Origin of the sequence: Coprococcus sp. AF21-14LB (assembly GCF_003458885.1) — a bacterium.
GTDB lineage: Bacteria > Bacillota > Clostridia > Lachnospirales > Lachnospiraceae > UBA9414.
Genome location: NZ_QRVX01000005.1, coordinates 50,718 through 70,758 on the forward strand (window position 1 = coordinate 50,718; position 20,041 = coordinate 70,758).

The window sequence follows — 20,041 nt, forward strand, 5'->3', positions numbered from 1 at the left end:
GGTTTTTTCCTCCTATAATAATCGATACGTCTCTATATGAGTATTTCCCTCTGATATAGAGTAATTCCACGGCTGCACGCAGCCGGGAATTCTGTAACACAAAATTTAGAAACGGTAATGAGCAAATGCTTTGTTTGCTTCTGCCATTTTGTGCATGTCTTCTTTTTTCTTTACAGATGCACCTGTGTTGTTAGCTGCATCCAGGATTTCGTTTGCTAATCTTTCTTCCATTGTCTTTTCGCCTCTTTTGCGAGAATACAATGTGATCCAACGAAGAGCTAAAGCCTGTCTTCTGTCAGCGCGTACTTCGATCGGTACCTGATAAGTAGCACCACCAATACGTCTTGCCTTTACTTCAAGAACTGGCATGATATTGTTCATAGCCTCTTCAAATACTTCGATAGCTGGCTTATCAGCTTTTGCTTCTACTCTTTCAAATGCACCGTATACGATTTTCTGAGCTACGCCCTTCTTACCGTCTAACATGATGTTATTGATAAGCTTTGTAACCACTTTGTTGTTGTATAACGGATCTGCTAATACGTCTCTTTTCTGAGTATGTCCTTTACGTGGCACGGTTCTTCCCTCCTTAAACATTATTCCGCTATTTCCCATTCAGAAATGCGATCTGATTAATTCATCGGTACTCACATGTGTCTTTCTAATGATAATGTGTTCGTGCGGGACTTTATCTATCCCGCCAGCCTTACGGCAGGCGTCAACCCGCAACCTACAGGAATCATAGTTCTGTTTGTGATACGATTCTGTCTTAATTTGTTACCGAAAATCAGTGATTTTCTATTTCTTAGCGTCTTTCGGTCTCTTAGCACCGTATTTGGAACGAGCCTGTCTTCTCTTAGCAACACCTGCTGTATCAAGTGTTCCACGAACGATGTGGTATCTTGTACCTGGTAAGTCTTTAACCCTTCCACCACGGATAAGAACAACGCTATGTTCCTGAAGGTTATGTCCTTCACCCGGGATGTAACTTGTTACTTCGATTCCGTTAGACAGACGAACTCTGGCGATCTTTCTAAGAGCTGAGTTAGGCTTCTTAGGTGTAGCTGTTTTAACTGCTGTACATACACCTCTCTTCTGTGGTGATGATGTGTCAGTTGATTTCTTCTTCAGGGAGTTGTATCCTTTCTGAAGTGCCGGAGCTGTAGATTTCTTAACTGCTGTCTGACGTCCTTTTCTTACTAACTGGTTAAATGTTGGCATTCTTTTCACCTCCTATGGTTCTTCTGTTGGTTGCCTGGCAAAATCTAATTTTGCTTCGCACACAAAAATGACGCAACATTCCTGTGCACGCTTTTCTTATTGTAGTATGGTTTTCCCAAACTGTCAAGTGGGGAAAATCACTTTTTTTCTCAATATTTTCGGACAAATTTAGCCATATAGCTCAATTCGCTACATGGCTAAACATCCATTTCTTGTCTATGAAATTTTCTCCGCCAGATGACAGGCAACAAAATGACCTTTTTCAATTTCACGCAGCTTTGGACACACTTCCCGGCATTGATCTGTCGCATACGGACAGCGCGGTGAAAAATGACAGCCTTCCGGAACATTCATCGGACTTGGCAACTCACCTTTTAATTTAATCCGCTCTCTTTTCTTCGCCTTTCGTGGATCTGCTACCGGAATTGCTGACAACAATGCCTGTGTATACGGATGAAGCGGATTGTCATAAAGCTCATTACTTGTCGTTACTTCCACAAGATTTCCAAGATACATGACACCAATACGTGTACTAATATATCGTACCATAGATAAATCATGTGCTGCAAACAGATATGTCAGCCCAAATTCGTTTTGGAGATCTTCCAGCATATTTACAACCTGTGCCTGAATAGAAACATCAAGCGCTGCAATCGGTTCATCACACATAATGAATTCCGGATTCACGGTCAATGCTCTCGCAATTCCAATCCTCTGACGTTGCCCGCCGGAAAATTCATACGGGAATTTAATAAGATCATCTGTCTTCATTCCCACTTTATTCAGCAGATATTCCATTCGCTCTTTTCGTTCTGCTTCTGGCATTCCAATCTGTTTCAAAGGTTCATTTAAAATTTCTTCTACATTCCAGAATGGATTCAGTGCAGAATACGGATCCTGAAAAATAATCTGCATTTTGTTCTGAAATTCCTTCATTTCAGACGGTTTTGCATTTGTAATATCTTTTCCTTTATAGCTAAGCTTTCCTCCGGTAACATCATACATACGGATCAATGTTCGTCCAAGCGTAGATTTACCACAACCGGATTCACCAACAAGACCAAACGTTTCTCCTTTATAAATATCAAGGTTAACACCGTCTACCGCCTTTACATACTGCGTCTTTCCCCCAAGCAGCTTTTTGACAGGAAAGTATTTTTTTAAATCTTCTGCTGATATCAAAATTTCCTGATTCATTGTCCGTCCTCCTATTCCTGTCCGTTCAGGAAACACATTGCGCGGTGTGTTTCACTAAATTGTTTGTATTCCGGCATGGCTGTCTGACATCTTTCGGTTGCAAATTCGCATCGCTCCGCAAACGGGCATCCCTTTGGAGGATTTACAAGTGATGGTGGCAATCCATCAATTGACTGCAGCCGTTCTCCCTCTTTCAGATCAAGTGACGGAATTGCACGAAGCAGCGCTTTTGTATATGGATGTTTTGGGTCATAGAAAATCTCTTCTGCCGTTCCCGCCTCCATAATCAGCCCTCCATACATAATTGCAATCTTACTGCAAACCGTTGCCACAACGCCCATATCATGTGTAATCAAAACGATAGATGTATGATATTCTCCTTCCAGTTCTTTTAGCAAATCAAGAATCTGAGCCTGAATCGTTACATCCAACGCTGTTGTAGGCTCATCAGCAATCAGGAGTTTCGGCTCACATGCCAGCGCCATAGCAATCAGCACTCTCTGTCTCATACCACCTGAGAACTCATGCGGATACTGTTTTACACGCTGTTCCGGAGTTGGGATTCCAACCTTATCCAGCATTTCTACTGCTTTTTTCTTTGCCTCAGCCTTACTGCAGTTACTATGTCTAAGAATGACTTCTTCCAGCTGTTTACCAACTTTCACAAGCGGATTCAGTGCGGTCATTGGATCCTGGAAAATCATTGTCATATCTTTCCCTCTCATTTTGCGGTATTCATCTTCATTCAACTTTGAGAGGTCTACTCCATTTAACATCAGACTGTCACTGGAAATTTCAGCATTCTCCGGCAGAATGCCAAGTACTGCTTTCATTGTAACAGATTTCCCGCTTCCGGATTCTCCTACTAAACCGACAATCTCTCCTTCTCCTACGGAAAAACTCACGCCGCGGACTGCCTGCACTTCCTGTCCTCTGCTCTTAAAAACCGTTTTTAAATTATTGATTTCTAACACATTTTTACTCATTTTTCTCACCTGCCGTTATCTTCGGTTCTACAAATACTCTTAGTACATCTCCAAGCTTATTGAAAGAATATACTGTCAAAATAATCAGCACACCTGGAAGAATTGCCATATACGGTGCCTTCTGAAGATACTGCTGAGAACTCTGCAGGAGGCTTCCCCAGCTTGACATTGGAGCCGCAACACCAAGTCCCAGGAAGCTCAATGAACTTTCTACCATGATTGCACTTGCTATTGCTGCTGTCGCCGCTGTAATAATTGTAGGAAATACAGAAGGGAGCACATGTTTAACCATGATTTCAACTGCATTAACCCCAATAAATTTAGAATATTGCACATATTCTCTTTCCTTCGCTGAAAGCACTTCTGAACGCACAAGTCTCGCAATCTCCATCCAGCTGAACAGACCGATTACAATAATGATAGAAACAATTCCCCGTTTAAACAGCAATCCTACTACAGTAACCATAATAATCCACGGAATAGATGAAAATACATCAACAATTCTCATAAGGATATTATCTACTATACCTCCAAAATATCCGGCTGACATCCCAACTGCAATCCCAATGAGAATAGACGTCAACATTGCAAGTACTCCTACTACAAGAGAAACTCTTCCGCCGTATAATACACGCATCAGATAGTCTCGTCCCATTTCATCTGTTCCAAACCAATGCTCTGATGATGGCGGCTGAAGTTTATGCACTACATCTATAGCATCCGGATCAATATTGATAAACACAACAAAAATGCTGACAAGAATGATCACCACAAGATATATCGCTGCGAAAATAGCCTGTTTATTATTTTTAAATTCATATTTGACATTTTCCAGTCTTCTATTTTTCTTCATACTCTTCTCCCACCTATTTCATCGATTTAATTCTCGGATCCACCAGACAATATAAAATATCTGACAGTAAATTTCCAAGAATGACCAATGTTCCTGAAAGTACAAGCACACTCATAACAATCGGATAATCCATTGCCTGAATTGCCTTCACAAAATAAGGTCCGATTCCCGGCCAAGAAAAGATTGTTTCTGTGATCACCGCCCCTGTCACAAGCATCGGAAGCGCCATTCCAAGTTTCGTAATTAGCGGAATCAGTACATTTTTCCCTACATGTTTCAAAAGTATCTCTGCTTTTTTAGCACCAAATGCCTGCTGTACAATTACATAATCTTCTTTCAGCTGTCCAATTGTAGAACCCCTTACATATCTTGTCAGATCCGGAAGGAAACCAATTGTCAACACGATGTATGGCATTGCAAAATGTCTGAAATAGTCTGCAATAGAATGTTCCAAACCAATGGTATGCATCCCCATAATCGGGAATATTTTAAATTTATATCCCAGGAAATACATAAGAATCATTGCAAACCAGAAAGTCGGCATAGAAATTCCCACAGAACAAAGTCCGTCAATCACTTTATCCTGCCATTTATTTTTATGACTTCCTGCAACCAGTCCAAGCACAATTGCCAGAAAATATGCTGTTAAATATGCCGGCAGCACAAGCTGAATTGTTGCCGGAATACGGATTTTTAAATCATATTTAATACTTGTGTGAGATAACAGAGAATAACCAAAATCTCCCTGCATAATATTCCCAAGCCACCGTCCATACTGAACGATCATCGGGTCATTTAATCCATAGGCTTCTTTCTTTGCTTCTATCTCTGCCTGTGTCATATCCGGTGTCGTGATGGAATCAATCGCATCATACGGCGCCAGATTGATCAATGTAAAACAGATTACGGTAATCAAAAGCAATAACGGTATTGCCTGCAGAATTCGTTTTCCAATGTATTTTAACATCTTCTTCTCCTTTTCCTGACAGAAGCGCCTACACTTTCCTGCCAGCTACTCTTAATCATAAATAGAAGGGAGGCAACTTTGTGCTTCCCTTCTACCGTCTGCCTCTATTTTAATTTCAGCTTCGCCATATCTCCGAATGTATAGATCGGAACAAGTCCCGCATCTTCAACACCTTCTACACGAGCAGATGTAACAAGTGTTCTTAAGTTTGTTCCAAATGGATAGAAAATAGCTTCTTCAGAAACCTTTTTCTGTACTTCTGTGTAGATTTCTTTTCTTTCTGCCTCATCTAATGTGGCATTTCCTTGTGCAAACAACTCATCAATCTCAGGGCTTGTATAGTTGATCATATCATCTTTTGTAGACACAAACAGCATAGAGTACATGTCTGGATCAACTCCCATAACATATCCGCCAAAGAAGATATCGTAATCTGTATTTGTACGGTCATAAGCAGCTTTCATATATGCAGCCTGGTTCATTCCGCAAAGTTCAACCTGAATACCTACTTCTTTTAACTGTGCCTGAACTGTCAGCGCCATTCTCTGCTGGATGGAATCTTCCTCTACGAAGCAGAGTTTAAGAGCTTTTGCACCATTGGCTGTCAATTCTTTTGCTTTTTCCACATCCTGATCCCATTTTTCAACATCATCTGTGTAGTAAGCGTTGTTATATGGAAGGAAAGAGTATCCAAGTTCAAAGAACTCTTTATCGCTGTATGCTGCAAGCATGATCTCTTCACGATCCAATGCTCTTAACACACCTTCTCTGTAGCTCTTATCTTTCATGCTCTCCGCAACCGGGTTAAGACGCATATAAGCTACACGACCTTCACTGTAGTTTGTGATATTAAAATTCTCATTGTCTGCAAACGGGTCCAGAAGATCCGGAAGTGCGATCCATGCATCAACTTCTCCATTCTGAAGAGCGAGTGTTGCTGTATCATCTTTCTCAATAACTCTGTAAACAACTGTATCAATATTAGCTTCTCCGCCTGCATAATTCGGATTCTTTTTAAACTTTAAGTACTGTCCTGTCTTATATTCTTCTAATACATACGGACCAGCTCCTACAACTTCTTCTTCAAGCATATTAATATCAAATGTATTCTTTCCTTCAAAAATATGTTTCGGAAGAATGCTTGCCTCAGAAGACATAATTTCAAATGCACTTGCACAAACTGCCGGAAGTTTAAATTCCAATGTGAGATCATCCACTTTTGTTACTTCAATCGGTTTTCCTTCAATATACATATTCTGGCTGTTTTCATTCTGTGTATCGTAAGTATATTTCACATCATCCGCAGTTAATGGTTCGCCATCACTCCATTTCAAATCCGGTTTCAGCTTCATTGTGTATGTCAGGCCATCCTCAGATGCCTCCATACTTTCTGCTAAAATGTATTCTACCTTTCCATCCGGATAGATATAATACGCCGGTGAGTATAACAGATGACATGTCATCAGACCAAAACGGTCATCTGCTGTCAGTGGATTCAATGTATTTCCTGTATCACCACCGATTGCATAAGTAAAAATTCCATCTGTTCCTTTTGTTCCCTCTGAAGATGCAGTTGTCTCACCCTGAGCTGCTGCTTTTGATTTCGCTTCTTCCTCTGGGTCTGCTTTTCCGCATCCTGCCAAAGCTGATACAGCCATCACTGTACAAAGCAATAAACTTACCAGTTTCTTTTTCATGACGTTCCTCCTTATAATATAGGCTTTATGCCTATCTATTTATTACGCCCATATTATATATAATGTTTCCCGGAACGTCCAATTGATATATTTTATTATGATATTACATTTATTTGCTTTTTCTATTCTGCAAAATTTCTGTAACTTTACTAAAAATCCGAATCGCTAATGATCATATTTCCAATAATAATTACGCGATTGCCTGCCCATTATCCGGATCGAAGAAATGCATTTTCTCAGGATCCATAGCGATCCTTACTACCTCTCCTCTCTGGGCCTCTGCAGAAGATGCCACTTTTGCAATCAGCTGAAATTCACCATCCTCGAAATAAAGAAGCGACTCTGCGCCAAGCATCTCCCTTACTTCTAATTTCTCTTCAATAACAGAAGATGCAAATTTCTTCTGATGTTCATTGTCTACATACAGATCCTCCGGACGTATTCCCATAATGACTTTTCGTCCTATATAATTACCTGCCTGAAGGCGGAATGCGTTCCGCGGATCCACTTTTATTTTCTGAGCGTCAAAATATAACCACACTCCCTCTTCCTCTTCCATACAGATCCCTTCTATAAAGTTCATTTGCGGTGTCCCGATAAATCCCGCCACAAACCGATTCGCTGGATGCTCATAAAGTTCCGATGGTGTACCTACCTGCTGAATCATTCCGTCTTTTAATACAACAATCTTTGTCCCCAATGTCATTGCTTCAACCTGATCATGGGTTACATAAATAAATGTCGTATCCAATTCTTTATGAAGCCGTTTAATTTCAACTCTCATTTCCGCCCGAAGCTTAGCGTCCAAATTTGACAGCGGTTCATCCATTAAAAATACTTTCGGATGACGCACAATCGTTCTTCCGATTGCAACTCTTTGCTTCTGCCCACCTGACAACTGTCCCGGTTTTCGTTTCAACACACTCTCCAGTCCAAGTATCTGCGCTGTCTCGCGTACTTTCTCATCAATCTCTTTTTTCGGCAGACCCGCTAATTTCAAACTATAGCCAATATTATCATAGACGGTCATATGCGGATACAGCGCATAGTTTTGAAATACCATGGCCATATTCCGGTCATAAGAAGGCACATCATTCATCAACTCGCCATCCACATAAAGATTTCCTTCTGTGATTTCTTCCAAACCGGCAATCATTCTTAACGTAGTTGATTTCCCGCATCCGGAAGGCCCTACAAAAATAATGAATTCTTTATCCGGTATTGTTAAATTAAAATCTTTTACAACCTGAACATGATTATCATATACTTTACCTACATGTTCTAATACAATTTCTGACATTTCATCTCCTCCTCAAGAAGTGGTAGCAAGTATTCAACCGAGTCAATTACATAGTCTGCACCTCGCAGTTCCTTCTTCCCGCTTACGCCGCTTAATACACCAATCGATACTGCCTCGCATTGCTTAGCAAATTGGATATCATTTGCAGTATCTCCGACGATCGCAACTTCTCTCGGTGTAATTGCAAAACGCTCTGCAAATTGTTCCAACATATCCGGGGCCGGTTTCGGTCTTACGATTCCATTATCTGCTCCGAGATAATCAAGATATTCCAATACTCCAAGACGCTTCATGCATGTCTTCGCCGATTCATATGTATCCGCTGTTGCAAGACCGATGTAAATCTTCTTCTCTTTCAGTTCCTGAAATAACTCTTTCAGGTTTCCCAGAGGTATATATTCCTGATTTTTCTCAGTAACAATTCTCTGAAAAATCTTTTCCAGACGCTTTCCAAGCTCTGAATCCGAGTGTTCAATCAGAACTCCCATACGCGCAAACACAGCACGGATATCTGCTGCAATTTCTCTGTAAGATTTATATGCTAATGCTCCACATGGATCTACTTTCCCATCACAAACACCAATAGCCTCCATCACATAGCTGATTGTTTCCTCATCCTGCGGTAATTCCTGCTCCGCAAGAAACTCTGGAATTGCTCGCTCTGCAGCCGTCAGCCATAGCGAAAAGAAATCAATCAGTGTTCCATCTTTATCAAATAAAATCCCTTTAATCTTCATTCTTTATCTTCCCTCAAATTTTTTCACTGCCTCAGCAAAAGTCATACATTCATGAGTTTTCCTGCCATGATACACCGGATTTACATAAGCCAGCAGTTCTCCTGCCTCATTTCTTACTTCCGCACGCATGTAAGACCATTCTCCCTGCCTGAATTCTGCTTTTGCTTCCGCTGTCACACTGCCATCTGCTTCTTCTGTCTGTCTAAGCAGTTCACGTCTTCCCTCCCGAATCATATATAGGCAAATACGTTCCGTTGTGTGATACACACGAATATGATACTCAACCGAAACCGTATCTTCTTCAAACTGCAGCTCATCTCCCGGCAAATAACGGTTTCCATTGCAGAAAATCTCAAACGCTCCCATACAGAAACGGCTTACATACATATTTCCACAGCGCACCCGTTTCATCAGTTCTTTGGCAGACAATCCTTCACAAAACACAAACGTTCCCGGATCTCCGGCAATGGATGGAAGTTCTGCACCGTCATAGCGCTCTTCTAAAAGATTGTGGGAATCACTTCCTCCCACTCCCCATATGTTCCATCCGTCTTCCCAAAGCAGGTCAAGAAATGCCACCGCCTGTTCATTTGCTTCTTTCGCATACGGATAAGTAGGATCATTGATCACCTCAAGGCAGTCCATATCCTGCAGCGCAAGACCTCCGTGTTTCCATTTCCAGATATGAAGAAACGGATGATTCACGCTGACAATCCAATTTCTTTCCTTTGCCTCCGCAATTGCTTCATACATGAATTGCTCAGAACTTTCATCTCCCACATGTTCCATTAATTGTGGAAGCACTTTAGGCATCCGGTCGATACCAAAGAAATTACAGTGCCCCTGTTCTGTCGTAATTTCAATTCCCGGCAAAATCAAGAGTGACGTATCCACCCAGCCGGTATGAATCGCATTATGTTCTGTCGGAACATAAAAATCTAGTTCTGTCAGTTTCGCCTTCTCCATTGCAGATGCTGTTGTTTCTTTCCCGTCAGAAAGTGTTGTGTGTGTATGAAAGTCTCCTTTATACCACATCGTTTCCCGACAGACTTCACGCTTCCAATCATAATGATCCAACACCGTAAGTATTTGCTTTCCTGCTGCTGTTTTTGAAATCCATTCCTGCTCTCCTATTACATCTGAAACCTGAAATGGCATTTTGCCGTCTTCCTCAGCAGTTTCATCGTCGAAAGTCTCCAGCTCAATCACAAAATTTACCACCGCATCCCCAAGAAACTGTGCAATGTACTCTGTAAACAAAAATAATTCTATTTTCCAGTTTCCAGCTTCGATTGATCCCGGCACTCCTCCTACAGATGTATCTTTTCCTCCTGAACCAATTAGCAATTCACGCTCTCCATGCCCAAGAAGATGCCAAAGTCTTACCCTTCCTTCCTGATCATACACAACAAGATATCCCATGCCGGAATATTCCTTTTCTAATCTGACACGCAGTAACATCTGACTCGTAGCAAAAGGAATCCTTACGGATTCCTCGCTTCGTACTGCGGTAGATTTACTAATTTGAAATATGAATTCTTTCTTCATGTTACAATCTCCTCGTACATCCAAACACTATTTCGCAACACTATCCAGTGCCTTCTGAGCTGCAGCAGCCGCCTCATCAAGGGCTTCTTTCGCTGAAATCCCTTCAATTTCCACTTTATCAGCCGCAATCGTCAGCGCATCAAAAATCTTACCTCCTGTTGGGTCTTCCGGAAGAATAGAGCCATGCATTGCCTGCTGCAGCGGCACAAGAATCTGCGGATTACCTTCTGCATAATCTGCAAACTCCGGAACTTCCTGTGTTGATTCACGCACTGCAACATAACCTGTATTCATTGACCACTTTGCCTGATGTTCCGGAGTCGTAAAGAATTTCATAAATTCATATACTCCCTGTTTCGCTTCATCAGAAGCACTGTCAAGCATAACATACTGAAGCGCATCTGCTGTTGGTGCAGATTCATTTTCGCCCCATCCCGGCTGCTCCATCGCTGCTACGATGTTAAAATCAAGGTCAGCCTGGTCTCCTGAAGAACCAGTGTATCCACCTGCTTTATTTTGAAGCACATCATCAATTGTTTTATACCAGTATTCCCATCCCTGACCGCCAGAGTGAATTCTCATTGTTTTGTCTTCATGAATCCATTTGCGGAAGCTTTCCCAGACTTCAACCCATTCATCAGAATTGATTAAAACCTTCTTTCCGTCATCACTAAGGATTTTCGCTCCGTTACTTAAAGCCGCATCTACAAGATTTCCTGAACCCCACATTGCTCCCATCCATAAAATGCTTCGCCTTTTGACATTGTCTTCGCTGCCTTTTCAAGATCCTGCCATGTCTTAATATCTTCCGCCTTAATTCCGGCCTCTTCAAACGCTGCTTTATTATAGTACATTACCTGTGTTGTTCCATATGCAGGCATTGCAAACATGTCATCATCATATTTTCCCTGGTCAAAGAATACCGGAATATAATCATCCTCTTCAAAACTATCGTCTTTTTCTATAAACTCATTCAGATCAGCCAGCAAATCTTTCTTGTAGAGATTCCGTGATTTATCCACGTCAAGCAATGCCATATCCGGAGCATTTTTCCCTGCAATTCCTGCCTGAAGCTTCTCATATGTCTCTGTGTAATCTGCCTGTGTTGTACCAACAATCTCATAAGTATCTTGTGAATCATTAAATTTTTCTATCATATCGCCAAGTACATTTACTGCTGTCTTTCCGCCAGAATACCAGAAATCAATCTGTACTTTTCCGTCCTCTGTTTTCTGAACTTCTTCTGCATTTGCCGTTTTCTTTCCACATCCCGTAAATACTCCTGCTGCCAGAACAGCTGCCATACAAAGTGCAATCACTCTTTTCTGTTTCATAATCATTTCCTCCAAATTTTCCATTAAATTTACTTTCTTAATTACTTTCTTAATTCCTTTTTTAATATTAGCCTTTCATTCCCGTATCGCCGCCGATTCCATTGATAAACCATTTCTGCGTAAATCCAAATAATACAAGGAGCGGAACAATAATCAATGCGCTTCCTGCCATTACCAGCGGCCAGTTTGTTCCATAAGCGCCGCCTTCAATAAAGAAACGACGAAGTCCCTGAGATACCAGACTCATTTCCGGATCGTCTGTAATTAATGATGGCCACATATAATTGTTATAACATGCGATAAAATTCATCAGCCCAAAGGTAATAAACGAAGACTTTGTCATCGGCGTAATAATTCTCCACAAAATCTGCCAGTGAGAGGCGCCGTCAATTCTCGCCGCTTCTACAAGCCCTTTTGGCACTTGCATAAAAGCCTGCCTTAGAAGAAAAATCCCGAAAATGCTGACCGCATTAGAAATAATCAGCCCCGTATATGTATTCAGCAGTCCCATATTTGCCAAAATAATATACGACGGAACATATGTGGCTGCGCTTGGCAGCATGTAAGTCCCCATAATAATCGTAAAGAGAAGATGCTTCCCTTTAAATTCCAGAAATACAATCGCATATGCAATCATTGCTCCTGTTACAATCTGGATCAGCAGCGTTACTGCTGAGACAAACAAACTGTTGCCGATATATCTGATAAGCGGAGATTCCGTAAACACATTTACAAAATTTCCCCACTGGGGATCTGCTGGAAAAAATGCTGTCACATCCATAATCTCTGCTTTTGTTTTTAATGCACTGAGTATCATCCATATAAACGGGAATACCGTAAAAATACTAACTGCTGCCAGAACAATCGTTTTGCCCGCGAAGCTGAACCCTCGAAATACTTTTGTCTTCACAGCCAGATGCCCTGACTTTTCCTTCGGAAGACGATTCGGTGTCAGTGCAATTTTCTGACTTTCCATAATTTTCTTTCCTTTCCACAATAAACTCTTTTTACAACTAATAATGAACCCACTTCTTGGATGCCACAAACTGTATCGCAGACAATCCTGCTGTAATCAAAATCATCACAACTGCTACCGCTGTTGCCTGTCCCATATCAAATTCTTCAAATCCAAGCTGATAATACATATAAAGAAGGGTTCTTGTACTTCCCGACGGTCCTCCCTGCGTCAGAATCTGAATCTGATCATAAGCTTGCAGAGAATTGATCATCGTAATGATCATTAAGAAAAATGTTGTCGGTGAAATGCACGGAATTGTAATATCTCGGAACTGATGCCACCGATGTCCCCCGTCCATACCGCATGCCTCATACAATTCTGTCGGAACCTTTTCTAATGCTGATAAATAAAAAATCATCGAATATCCAATACTTTTCCATACAGTCACAAGAATTACCGCAAGCATCGCTGTATCCGAACTCTGAATCCACTGAAGCCCCGGCAGGTGGAAGAAATTTAACACCGCATTCGCCATACCGCTTCCCGGTTCAAAGATCCACGTCCACACAATGGATACTGCTACTGTTGGTGTAATCCACGGGGAAAATAAAATAAACTTATAAAATCCACTTCCACGGAAATTCTTTCTCAACAAGAGCGCTAACAAAAGCCCTCCTACAAGTGTTGGTACAAGTGTTCCGATCGTAAATACAAGCGTATTGATTACCGCCTCATAGAACCGGCTGTCCTGAAACAACATCTTAAAATTATCAAGAAACACAAAATCATACTGTGGGCTCATATAGTCCCAGTTCGTAAAGCTGATCATAATCGAACGACAGATTGGATATATCCAAAATACGACCAGCGGAATCAATGCAGGCATTACAAACAGAAATACATTTCCCGTATATCTGAGTTTCTGCAGTCTTTTCTCCTTCATCCTTAACTCTCCTTTCGAAAATGCATTCTACCGTACGAACATCAAATTCCAATGTAGAAAACTTAAAATCTGTGTAAAAAAATAGACAGGTCAATATATAACCTGCCTCAAAAATTTGTTTGACAACTTTTTACTTTAATGATATATTGATTTTAGTGGTTGCGCTGCGGAAACTTGCGATGCCCGCAGCCGGTGGAGTTCCATGCGTGGGCTCCACTTTTTTAATAAACAAAGGAGGTTTCCCAACATAGAAAATACAATTTTTTTCACATATGATGAACAAATTCAAAAACTCATAAACGAAAAACAGCTTATTATTTCCGACCTTGAAACTACAAAAAGTATACTGCAAAAATTGAGTTATTTCTCATTAGTTGATAATTATAAAGATATATTTACACACAAACCATCCGGAAAATATTTGCACGGTGTCACTTTTGAAGAGATTACAGCTTTTTATTACTTTGATGAAGAATTGAGAATCCTTTTTCTAAAATATATATTACATGTCGAACAATATTTAAAATCTATGCTAGCCTACTATTTTTGTGAAAAACACGGCACACAACAATCCGCATATTTATCTGTTAAAAATTATAATTGTACCCAAAAAAATTTAAACCAAATAAATCATCTAATCACAACTTTGGTAAAAACCATTTCTTTACCCAGCCACTACCGCTATATTATCCATTATGCAAAAACATATGACAATGTACCTTTATGGATAACTGTCAACGCACTTACATTCGGTCAAATTTCTAAAATGTATCAATATACTACTTCTGATATTCGCAGTAAAATAAGTCTTAATTTTTCTAATATATCAGAAAGTCAACTACATCAGCTCATTCGTATTCTCGCAAACTGTCGAAATATATGCGCTCATAATGAATGTCTTTATTCTTTTCAGATAAATGAAGCAATCCCTGATATGCCCTTACACAAAGAATTAAAATTACCACAGAAAAACGGACAATACTCAATTGGTAAAAAAGACTTATTTGCAGTAGTAATTGCCTTACGTTATCTAATTGACACCAAAGATTTTAAACAATTCAAAAAAGAACTTAACCAATTAATCCTTTCTGCTTTCAAAAATTGCCCGCATCTTACCCCGCAAGTACTATTTTCCAAAATGGGATTTCCAACAAATTGGAAAAATTTATAAAATATAAAATAAGAGCATTCCTCTATAATCGTTTCCGATCATTTCGTAATGCTCTCATCTTTCAAATTCATTATATTACTTTTCTATACTTCTACTTCAATCAAATCTTTTGTATAATGATTTAATACTTCGCATCCATTCTCAGTAATCAATACTAAGTCTTCGATACGAACTCCTGCAACTCCTGGAATATAAATTCCCGGTTCTACAGAGAAACACATACCCGGTTTCAGTACATTTTCATTCGTAAAAGATACATCCCCATACTCATGGACTTCCATACCGATATTATGTCCTGTGCGATGTGTAAAGTATGCGCCGTAACCCTGCTCTTCAATATAGTCTCTGGCTGCACGGTCTACATCGCAGAAACGTGCTCCCGGTTTCGCCGCCTCAATCCCTCTGCGGTTTGCTTCTTTTACCACTTCGTAAATTTCTTTTGCCTTATCAGAAGCTTTTCCGATAAACACAGTTCTTGTCATATCCGCACAATATCCGTCTTTCATACATCCAATATCCAACACAACAGCGTTCCCGTACACCCCTTTTGAGTCATCCGGCTCATGGTGCGGATCAGCAGCATTATCTCCATAGGCTACAATCGGATCAAATGAATGTCCCTGAGCGCCGTTCTTCAGATAAATCTTCAGGAGTTCTTCTCCCATTTCTTTCTCTGTCATCCCCTTTACAACAAGAGGAATCAATTCTCCCATGCTCTTATCATTGCACGCAGACGCAGCCCGCATCTTCTCCTGCTCGTCAGCAGTCTTAATCTGACGGATATGATCAATGATATAAGATGCATTCACAAACTTTGCAGATGGCATCTTATCCATAAGCGCCAGAAGAAAACGTGCCGGCCATACTTTATCTACACCAATAACTCCATCTTCTGACATTTCACTAGCCAACATTCCTACATAATCATCCGTATCTTCAAAATAGATTACTTTTGTTCCAAGAGTTTCTTCGTCCTGCGGAAATAATTTACCAATGATAAGCTTTGGTTCTTTTCCCTCTGCCAAAAGAAGAACCATCATTCGTTCGCCGCAATTTAGCATCGCGCCTGTCAGATAATATACTGCCATTGGATCTGTTACAAGAAACTGTCCGATGCCCTCTGCCTTCATCGATTCATATACTTTCGCTAATCTCTCCTGATTCATTGCAATTACCTCACTTTGCTCAAATAAAATCACTGAGAATATTATAAACTGCCAGATAGTAGAAGTCAATTTCCTCTTATCTTCTAATCCACTCTCCGTTTGTGAAGTCCGGAATTGCTACCGGATGTCCGCCCATTGCAATAGATTCCTCTGACAGTGCAGAAATACACATCCATGATGCAGCATCATATACATCGATCGGACAAGGTTCTCCATTGCGGATGCTGTCAAAAAATGCCTCAAATACAAGCCAGTCCATTCCGCCATGTCCGCCCTGAACTCCATCGTTCAAAAACTTCTGCCAGATTGGATGCTCATAATCTTTTTCATAGTCTTTTGCATTTCCCCAGTTGGCTTTGAAATCCCATTCTTCTTCTGCAGTATATTTCTTATCTACAAATACTGTATCATTTTCTTCTTCATACATTCCTTTTGTTCCGCAAACTGTGAAATCTCTGCTGTAGAAACGAGGAAGAGATGTATTCAGTGTAAGAAGGATTGTTTCTCCGCCCGCACATTTGATCATCGTATTTACAACATCGCCCTGTGCGAATCTTGTATTCATTAATTTCTCATCATCACTCATGCGATCTTTGATGTATTCCTGGATACCTGCAGATCTTGACGCCATAGATGTCAGCGTGAGCATACGGTTTCCATGGTTAATATTAAGAATTCTCGCAATCGGTCCTAATTCATGTGTCGGATAGTTTTCACAGTTACGGTGAATATAGTTTCTCAGACGGTAGTGACGGTTCTTCTCACCTTCGCTGACTTCTTCACGCAGGTCATGCATATATCCGCCGCGGCAATGAACGATATCACCGAATAATCCCTGTTTTACCATGTTCAGAGCCATCAATTCACGGCGTCCATAGCAGCAATTTTCTAAGAACATAAACGGTGTCTGTGTTGCCTCATATGTATCAACAAGATCCCAGCATTCTTTTACGCTGTAAGAACCGCCAACTTCCATTCCGACAGGTTTTCCGGCTTTCATAGCATCAATGGCAACTTTAATATGACTTTCCCATGCGCAGGAAACTACTACTACATCCACGTCATCTCTTGCGATCAGTTTTTTGTAATCTGTCTCTGTTGCCGGTACATGTCCGCAAACTTCTTCTGTCAGCTTGGCAGCTCTTTCATTTCTGTCTTCATAAACGTCACAGACAGCAGTTACTTTTACTCCCGGCATCAGCAGAATAACATCCTTCATTAACCAATAGCCTCTCACTCCCAGTCCAACAATACCTACATTCAAATTCTTCATTTCTAATTTCTCCTGTCTCTTTATTATTATAATAAAATACTATTCTTCACAGTTCTGAACAAACTCCTCAAGATCCACACTTTCTCCGCCATGGCATCTGGAATATTCTGCTGCGATTGCTATCACATGACTCTCAATCGAAGCATCAATTCCTGTTCTCAGACTGCTCTCGCTCATTTCTTCCTGCACCGCACTGACGAAATCATGAATCAAACGGTTATCCCCGCCTGCATGTCCGCTCATGTCTCCTTCTGTCGCACAGATCATTTGAGATTCTTTCCCATAAAGAGCTACCGTAATCTCGTTGGTACTCAAATCCCCGATAATATCCCCAAGTGTTCCGCAGATTTTAATCGTACGGCCACCCTTGCTTGTAAATGCAGTCATTGTAAATGAAACTGTCACATGATCTTCAAATTCCATGTTCACGACTTGATGATCCACAACATCATTGTCGCAGGCATATACACACCTTCCATATGGTCCCTCTTGAATCGCCTGGTAAATGGCTTCCTCACTCAGATCATTTGGCGACAAAATACAGACCGGCCACTTATCACGCTCCGGATCAGCCTGAAGTCCTCGGATACCTGTTTCCGGATTCGTAATATAAATCTTCTCCGCATCATACGGGCACTGTTCTTTTACCTTACAGCCGTCCATACAGCGTTTTGCCGCTCCCTCAGGTGCATTCTCCGGTTTAAAAAGATACAGATCGCCATAAGAAGATACACGTTTGCATTTTTTTCCCAGCAGCCATGCAAACATATCAAGATCATGACAGCTCTTCGCCATGATCATTGGGCTTGTCTCCTCACTTTTTCTCCAATTTCCACGGACATAACTGTGAGCCTGATGCCAGTATGTTACATTTTCCATTGCCTGAATCGTCACAACATTTCCAATCACTCCAGAATCAAGCAGTTCTTTTATTCTGCTGTAAAACGGCGTATAGCGCAGCACATGTCCGACTGCAACCATCTTCTTATGTTCATGAGCTGTCTTCTGCAAATGCAGGCACTCCTGAAGTGACGGCGAAATCGGCTTCTCACAGATAACATGATAGCCCTGCTCAATCGCTTTTACCGCCTGAGCTACATGCTGTTTATCCTGCGTCGCAATTACGCAAATGTCTGCAAGCTGCGGCTGCGCCAACATTTCTTCTGCACTCTCAAAACAGTTTTCCGGCGCTATGCCATACGTACGCTGCGCCTCTTCTCTCTTCGCCGCAATAGGATCTGCAACAGCAGTAACCTTCACTTCCTCCGGAGCCACAAGCTGATAGTGTGCATAAATATCATTCCCGCGGTTTCCAAGTCCCGCGATCGCCATGGTAACTACCTTGCTCATAGGATTATCCTCCTTGTCTTTGTTTCTGATACAGTAACATATTACTCGTTCTATATTATTTTTAACATATCTGAAAACAAATTACTATACAATTTCAGAGATATAATCTTTGATTTTAGCTACCACAAATCACAATCCTCTATTTTCTGCGACTCTATTTCCCGCGAAAGATTCTTCCAAGAGCAATCACAACTCCGTAAAATACTCCTGCTACCGGCCAGATAATCCATGTCCGTTCCCAGTCCATCGTCAAGAAACTCCATCCGAGATAAATCGCTGTCACTGTGCACCAGTAAATCGTGTTAAGAATATCATTTCTCTTATTTTCTAACTTCTTCTCCCGAGTATAATCTCCTTCCTCAAGAAGTCGCTGAAAACTTCCATACAAAATACAAGTCCGTACAATCATAAATACTCCCACAGCTACTAGCACAATACAGAAATCAAGCCCTATAACTGCAGCCATTCCCTCTTCATCAATCGCTCCAAGTACCATGAGGGGAATCGCACTTAAAATACACAGCACAACACCAAGTACAAGCCGGCGTCCATGTGTTCCTTCATATTTTGACTTCTGCTTTTCTACCATTCCACTTACACCGTACTCCAGTTCAATCACTTCTTTTTCAAGAAATTCATATGCTTCCAACTGTCTTCCGTAGAAAACAAAAATCGCTACCGCTGATGCTACAAGCAACAACAAAACAGTCATTCCAACTCCCGCCGCAGTCGCTTCTGAAATCATATAACCGCCTTCTGCATCCGACAAGCCTCCAAGCAAAATAAGAAGCACCGGAGATAAAATACAAAGCAGAACACCAAACGCAATTTTCCCGGCAGTCATTTGCACCATTTCCAAATAGCAGTTCGCCTCTTCCATAGAAATACTTCTTATCGGTTCTTCTGCATACGAATAGATTTTCGACTCCGGCATATCTCCTATCTCATCGTTCAATTCTATCCTTTCAATGGCATCTTTCAATAAATAATCCGTGCTGACATCAAACACTTCACTCATCTTAATAATCTTATTCAAATCCGGCACCGATGCTGCGCTTTCCCATTTAGACACCGCCTGTCGGGACACTCCAAGCTGATTTGCCAGTTCTTCCTGTGACCATCCATTTCTCTTTCTCAAATCCATAATCTTATCCGCTAAAATCATCTTCATTCCTCCTTAAGTCATTTTCTCTCGCTTAAGCATCTTTAGCATAGCAGATTTAACAGTTGCAGACTACCATTTTCACATGGAAATGCGTCAACCGGCAGTTGCAAAAGCAGTTTTCGCCCCAATAACTGCCAAAAGTGCCGTCCAACCACCACATGAGTGATCAGACGAC

17 protein-coding genes and 1 pseudogene are annotated in these 20,041 nt (G+C 41.0%); 1 reads left to right on the forward strand and 17 read right to left on the reverse strand.

Features of this window, described 5'->3' with window-relative positions:
• Positions 1–105: 105 nt before the first annotated feature.
• From rpsG to DWX73_RS02245, 13 genes and pseudogenes are all read right to left on the reverse strand, one after another.
• Positions 106–576, reverse strand: a complete 471-nt coding sequence (rpsG, locus tag DWX73_RS02185) for a 30S ribosomal protein S7 (protein WP_207659336.1) — start codon at positions 574–576, stop codon at positions 106–108.
• Between the two features lie 222 nt (positions 577–798).
• Positions 799–1,221 carry a 30S ribosomal protein S12 gene (rpsL, locus tag DWX73_RS02190; RefSeq protein ID WP_118346511.1) on the reverse strand — a complete coding sequence of 141 codons (423 nt, stop codon included), beginning with the start codon at positions 1,219–1,221 and terminating at the stop codon, positions 799–801.
• Positions 1,222–1,437: 216 nt separating this feature from the next.
• On the reverse strand, positions 1,438–2,418 hold the full coding sequence (locus tag DWX73_RS02195) for an ABC transporter ATP-binding protein (protein ID WP_118346513.1): 981 nt from the start codon (positions 2,416–2,418) through the stop codon (positions 1,438–1,440).
• A gap of 11 nt (positions 2,419–2,429) precedes the next feature.
• The gene (locus DWX73_RS02200; RefSeq protein WP_118346515.1) at positions 2,430–3,404 is read right to left on the reverse strand and encodes an ABC transporter ATP-binding protein; all 975 of its coding nucleotides are present in this window, start codon (positions 3,402–3,404) and stop codon (positions 2,430–2,432) included.
• Positions 3,397–4,257 carry an ABC transporter permease gene (locus DWX73_RS02205; protein ID WP_118346517.1) on the reverse strand — a complete coding sequence of 287 codons (861 nt, stop codon included), beginning with the start codon at positions 4,255–4,257 and terminating at the stop codon, positions 3,397–3,399. The genes DWX73_RS02200 and DWX73_RS02205 overlap by 8 nt, the downstream gene beginning before the upstream one ends.
• Positions 4,258–4,270: 13 nt before the next feature.
• Complete coding sequence (locus DWX73_RS02210) at positions 4,271–5,224, reverse strand: ABC transporter permease (RefSeq protein ID WP_118346519.1); 954 nt, start codon at positions 5,222–5,224, stop codon at positions 4,271–4,273.
• A 104-nt stretch (positions 5,225–5,328) separates the two neighbouring features.
• Positions 5,329–6,921 (reverse strand): ABC transporter substrate-binding protein, encoded by a 1,593-nt coding sequence (locus DWX73_RS02215; RefSeq protein WP_118346521.1) that lies wholly within the window; start codon positions 6,919–6,921, stop codon positions 5,329–5,331.
• A 190-nt stretch (positions 6,922–7,111) separates the two neighbouring features.
• Complete coding sequence (locus DWX73_RS02220; RefSeq protein WP_118346523.1) at positions 7,112–8,221, reverse strand: ABC transporter ATP-binding protein; 1,110 nt, start codon at positions 8,219–8,221, stop codon at positions 7,112–7,114.
• A complete protein-coding gene (locus DWX73_RS02225) occupies positions 8,203–8,958 on the reverse strand; it encodes an HAD family hydrolase (protein WP_118346525.1) in 756 nt (251 codons plus the stop codon). The genes DWX73_RS02220 and DWX73_RS02225 overlap by 19 nt, the downstream gene beginning before the upstream one ends.
• A gap of 3 nt (positions 8,959–8,961) precedes the next feature.
• Positions 8,962–10,506 (reverse strand): CehA/McbA family metallohydrolase, encoded by a 1,545-nt coding sequence (locus tag DWX73_RS02230; RefSeq protein WP_118346527.1) that lies wholly within the window; start codon positions 10,504–10,506, stop codon positions 8,962–8,964.
• A 27-nt stretch (positions 10,507–10,533) separates the two neighbouring features.
• Positions 10,534–11,840: pseudogene (locus tag DWX73_RS15725) on the reverse strand (ABC transporter substrate-binding protein).
• A gap of 67 nt (positions 11,841–11,907) precedes the next feature.
• Positions 11,908–12,816, reverse strand: coding sequence for a carbohydrate ABC transporter permease (locus tag DWX73_RS02240; protein WP_118346529.1), 909 nt, complete (start codon positions 12,814–12,816; stop codon positions 11,908–11,910).
• Positions 12,817–12,853: 37 nt separating this feature from the next.
• Positions 12,854–13,741: a carbohydrate ABC transporter permease gene (locus DWX73_RS02245; protein WP_118346531.1), complete on the reverse strand. Its 888-nt coding sequence runs from the start codon at positions 13,739–13,741 to the stop codon at positions 12,854–12,856.
• Between the two features lie 202 nt (positions 13,742–13,943).
• Between DWX73_RS02245 and DWX73_RS02250 the strand changes: the two genes are divergently transcribed.
• Positions 13,944–14,912: an Abi family protein gene (locus DWX73_RS02250; RefSeq protein WP_242996541.1), complete on the forward strand. Its 969-nt coding sequence runs from the start codon at positions 13,944–13,946 to the stop codon at positions 14,910–14,912.
• A gap of 83 nt (positions 14,913–14,995) precedes the next feature.
• Here DWX73_RS02250 and DWX73_RS02255 read toward each other — a convergent pair whose 3' ends face one another.
• The 4 genes from DWX73_RS02255 to DWX73_RS02270 form a co-directional block, all read right to left on the reverse strand.
• Positions 14,996–16,078, reverse strand: coding sequence for a M24 family metallopeptidase (locus DWX73_RS02255; RefSeq protein WP_118346533.1), 1,083 nt, complete (start codon positions 16,076–16,078; stop codon positions 14,996–14,998).
• A 76-nt stretch (positions 16,079–16,154) separates the two neighbouring features.
• On the reverse strand, positions 16,155–17,351 hold the full coding sequence (locus DWX73_RS02260) for a Gfo/Idh/MocA family protein (RefSeq protein WP_118346535.1): 1,197 nt from the start codon (positions 17,349–17,351) through the stop codon (positions 16,155–16,157).
• Between the two features lie 39 nt (positions 17,352–17,390).
• Positions 17,391–18,701: a Gfo/Idh/MocA family protein gene (locus DWX73_RS02265; RefSeq protein ID WP_118346537.1), complete on the reverse strand. Its 1,311-nt coding sequence runs from the start codon at positions 18,699–18,701 to the stop codon at positions 17,391–17,393.
• Positions 18,702–18,855: 154 nt separating this feature from the next.
• Positions 18,856–19,866 carry a helix-turn-helix domain-containing protein gene (locus DWX73_RS02270; RefSeq protein WP_118346539.1) on the reverse strand — a complete coding sequence of 337 codons (1,011 nt, stop codon included), beginning with the start codon at positions 19,864–19,866 and terminating at the stop codon, positions 18,856–18,858.
• Positions 19,867–20,041 lie beyond the last annotated feature (175 nt).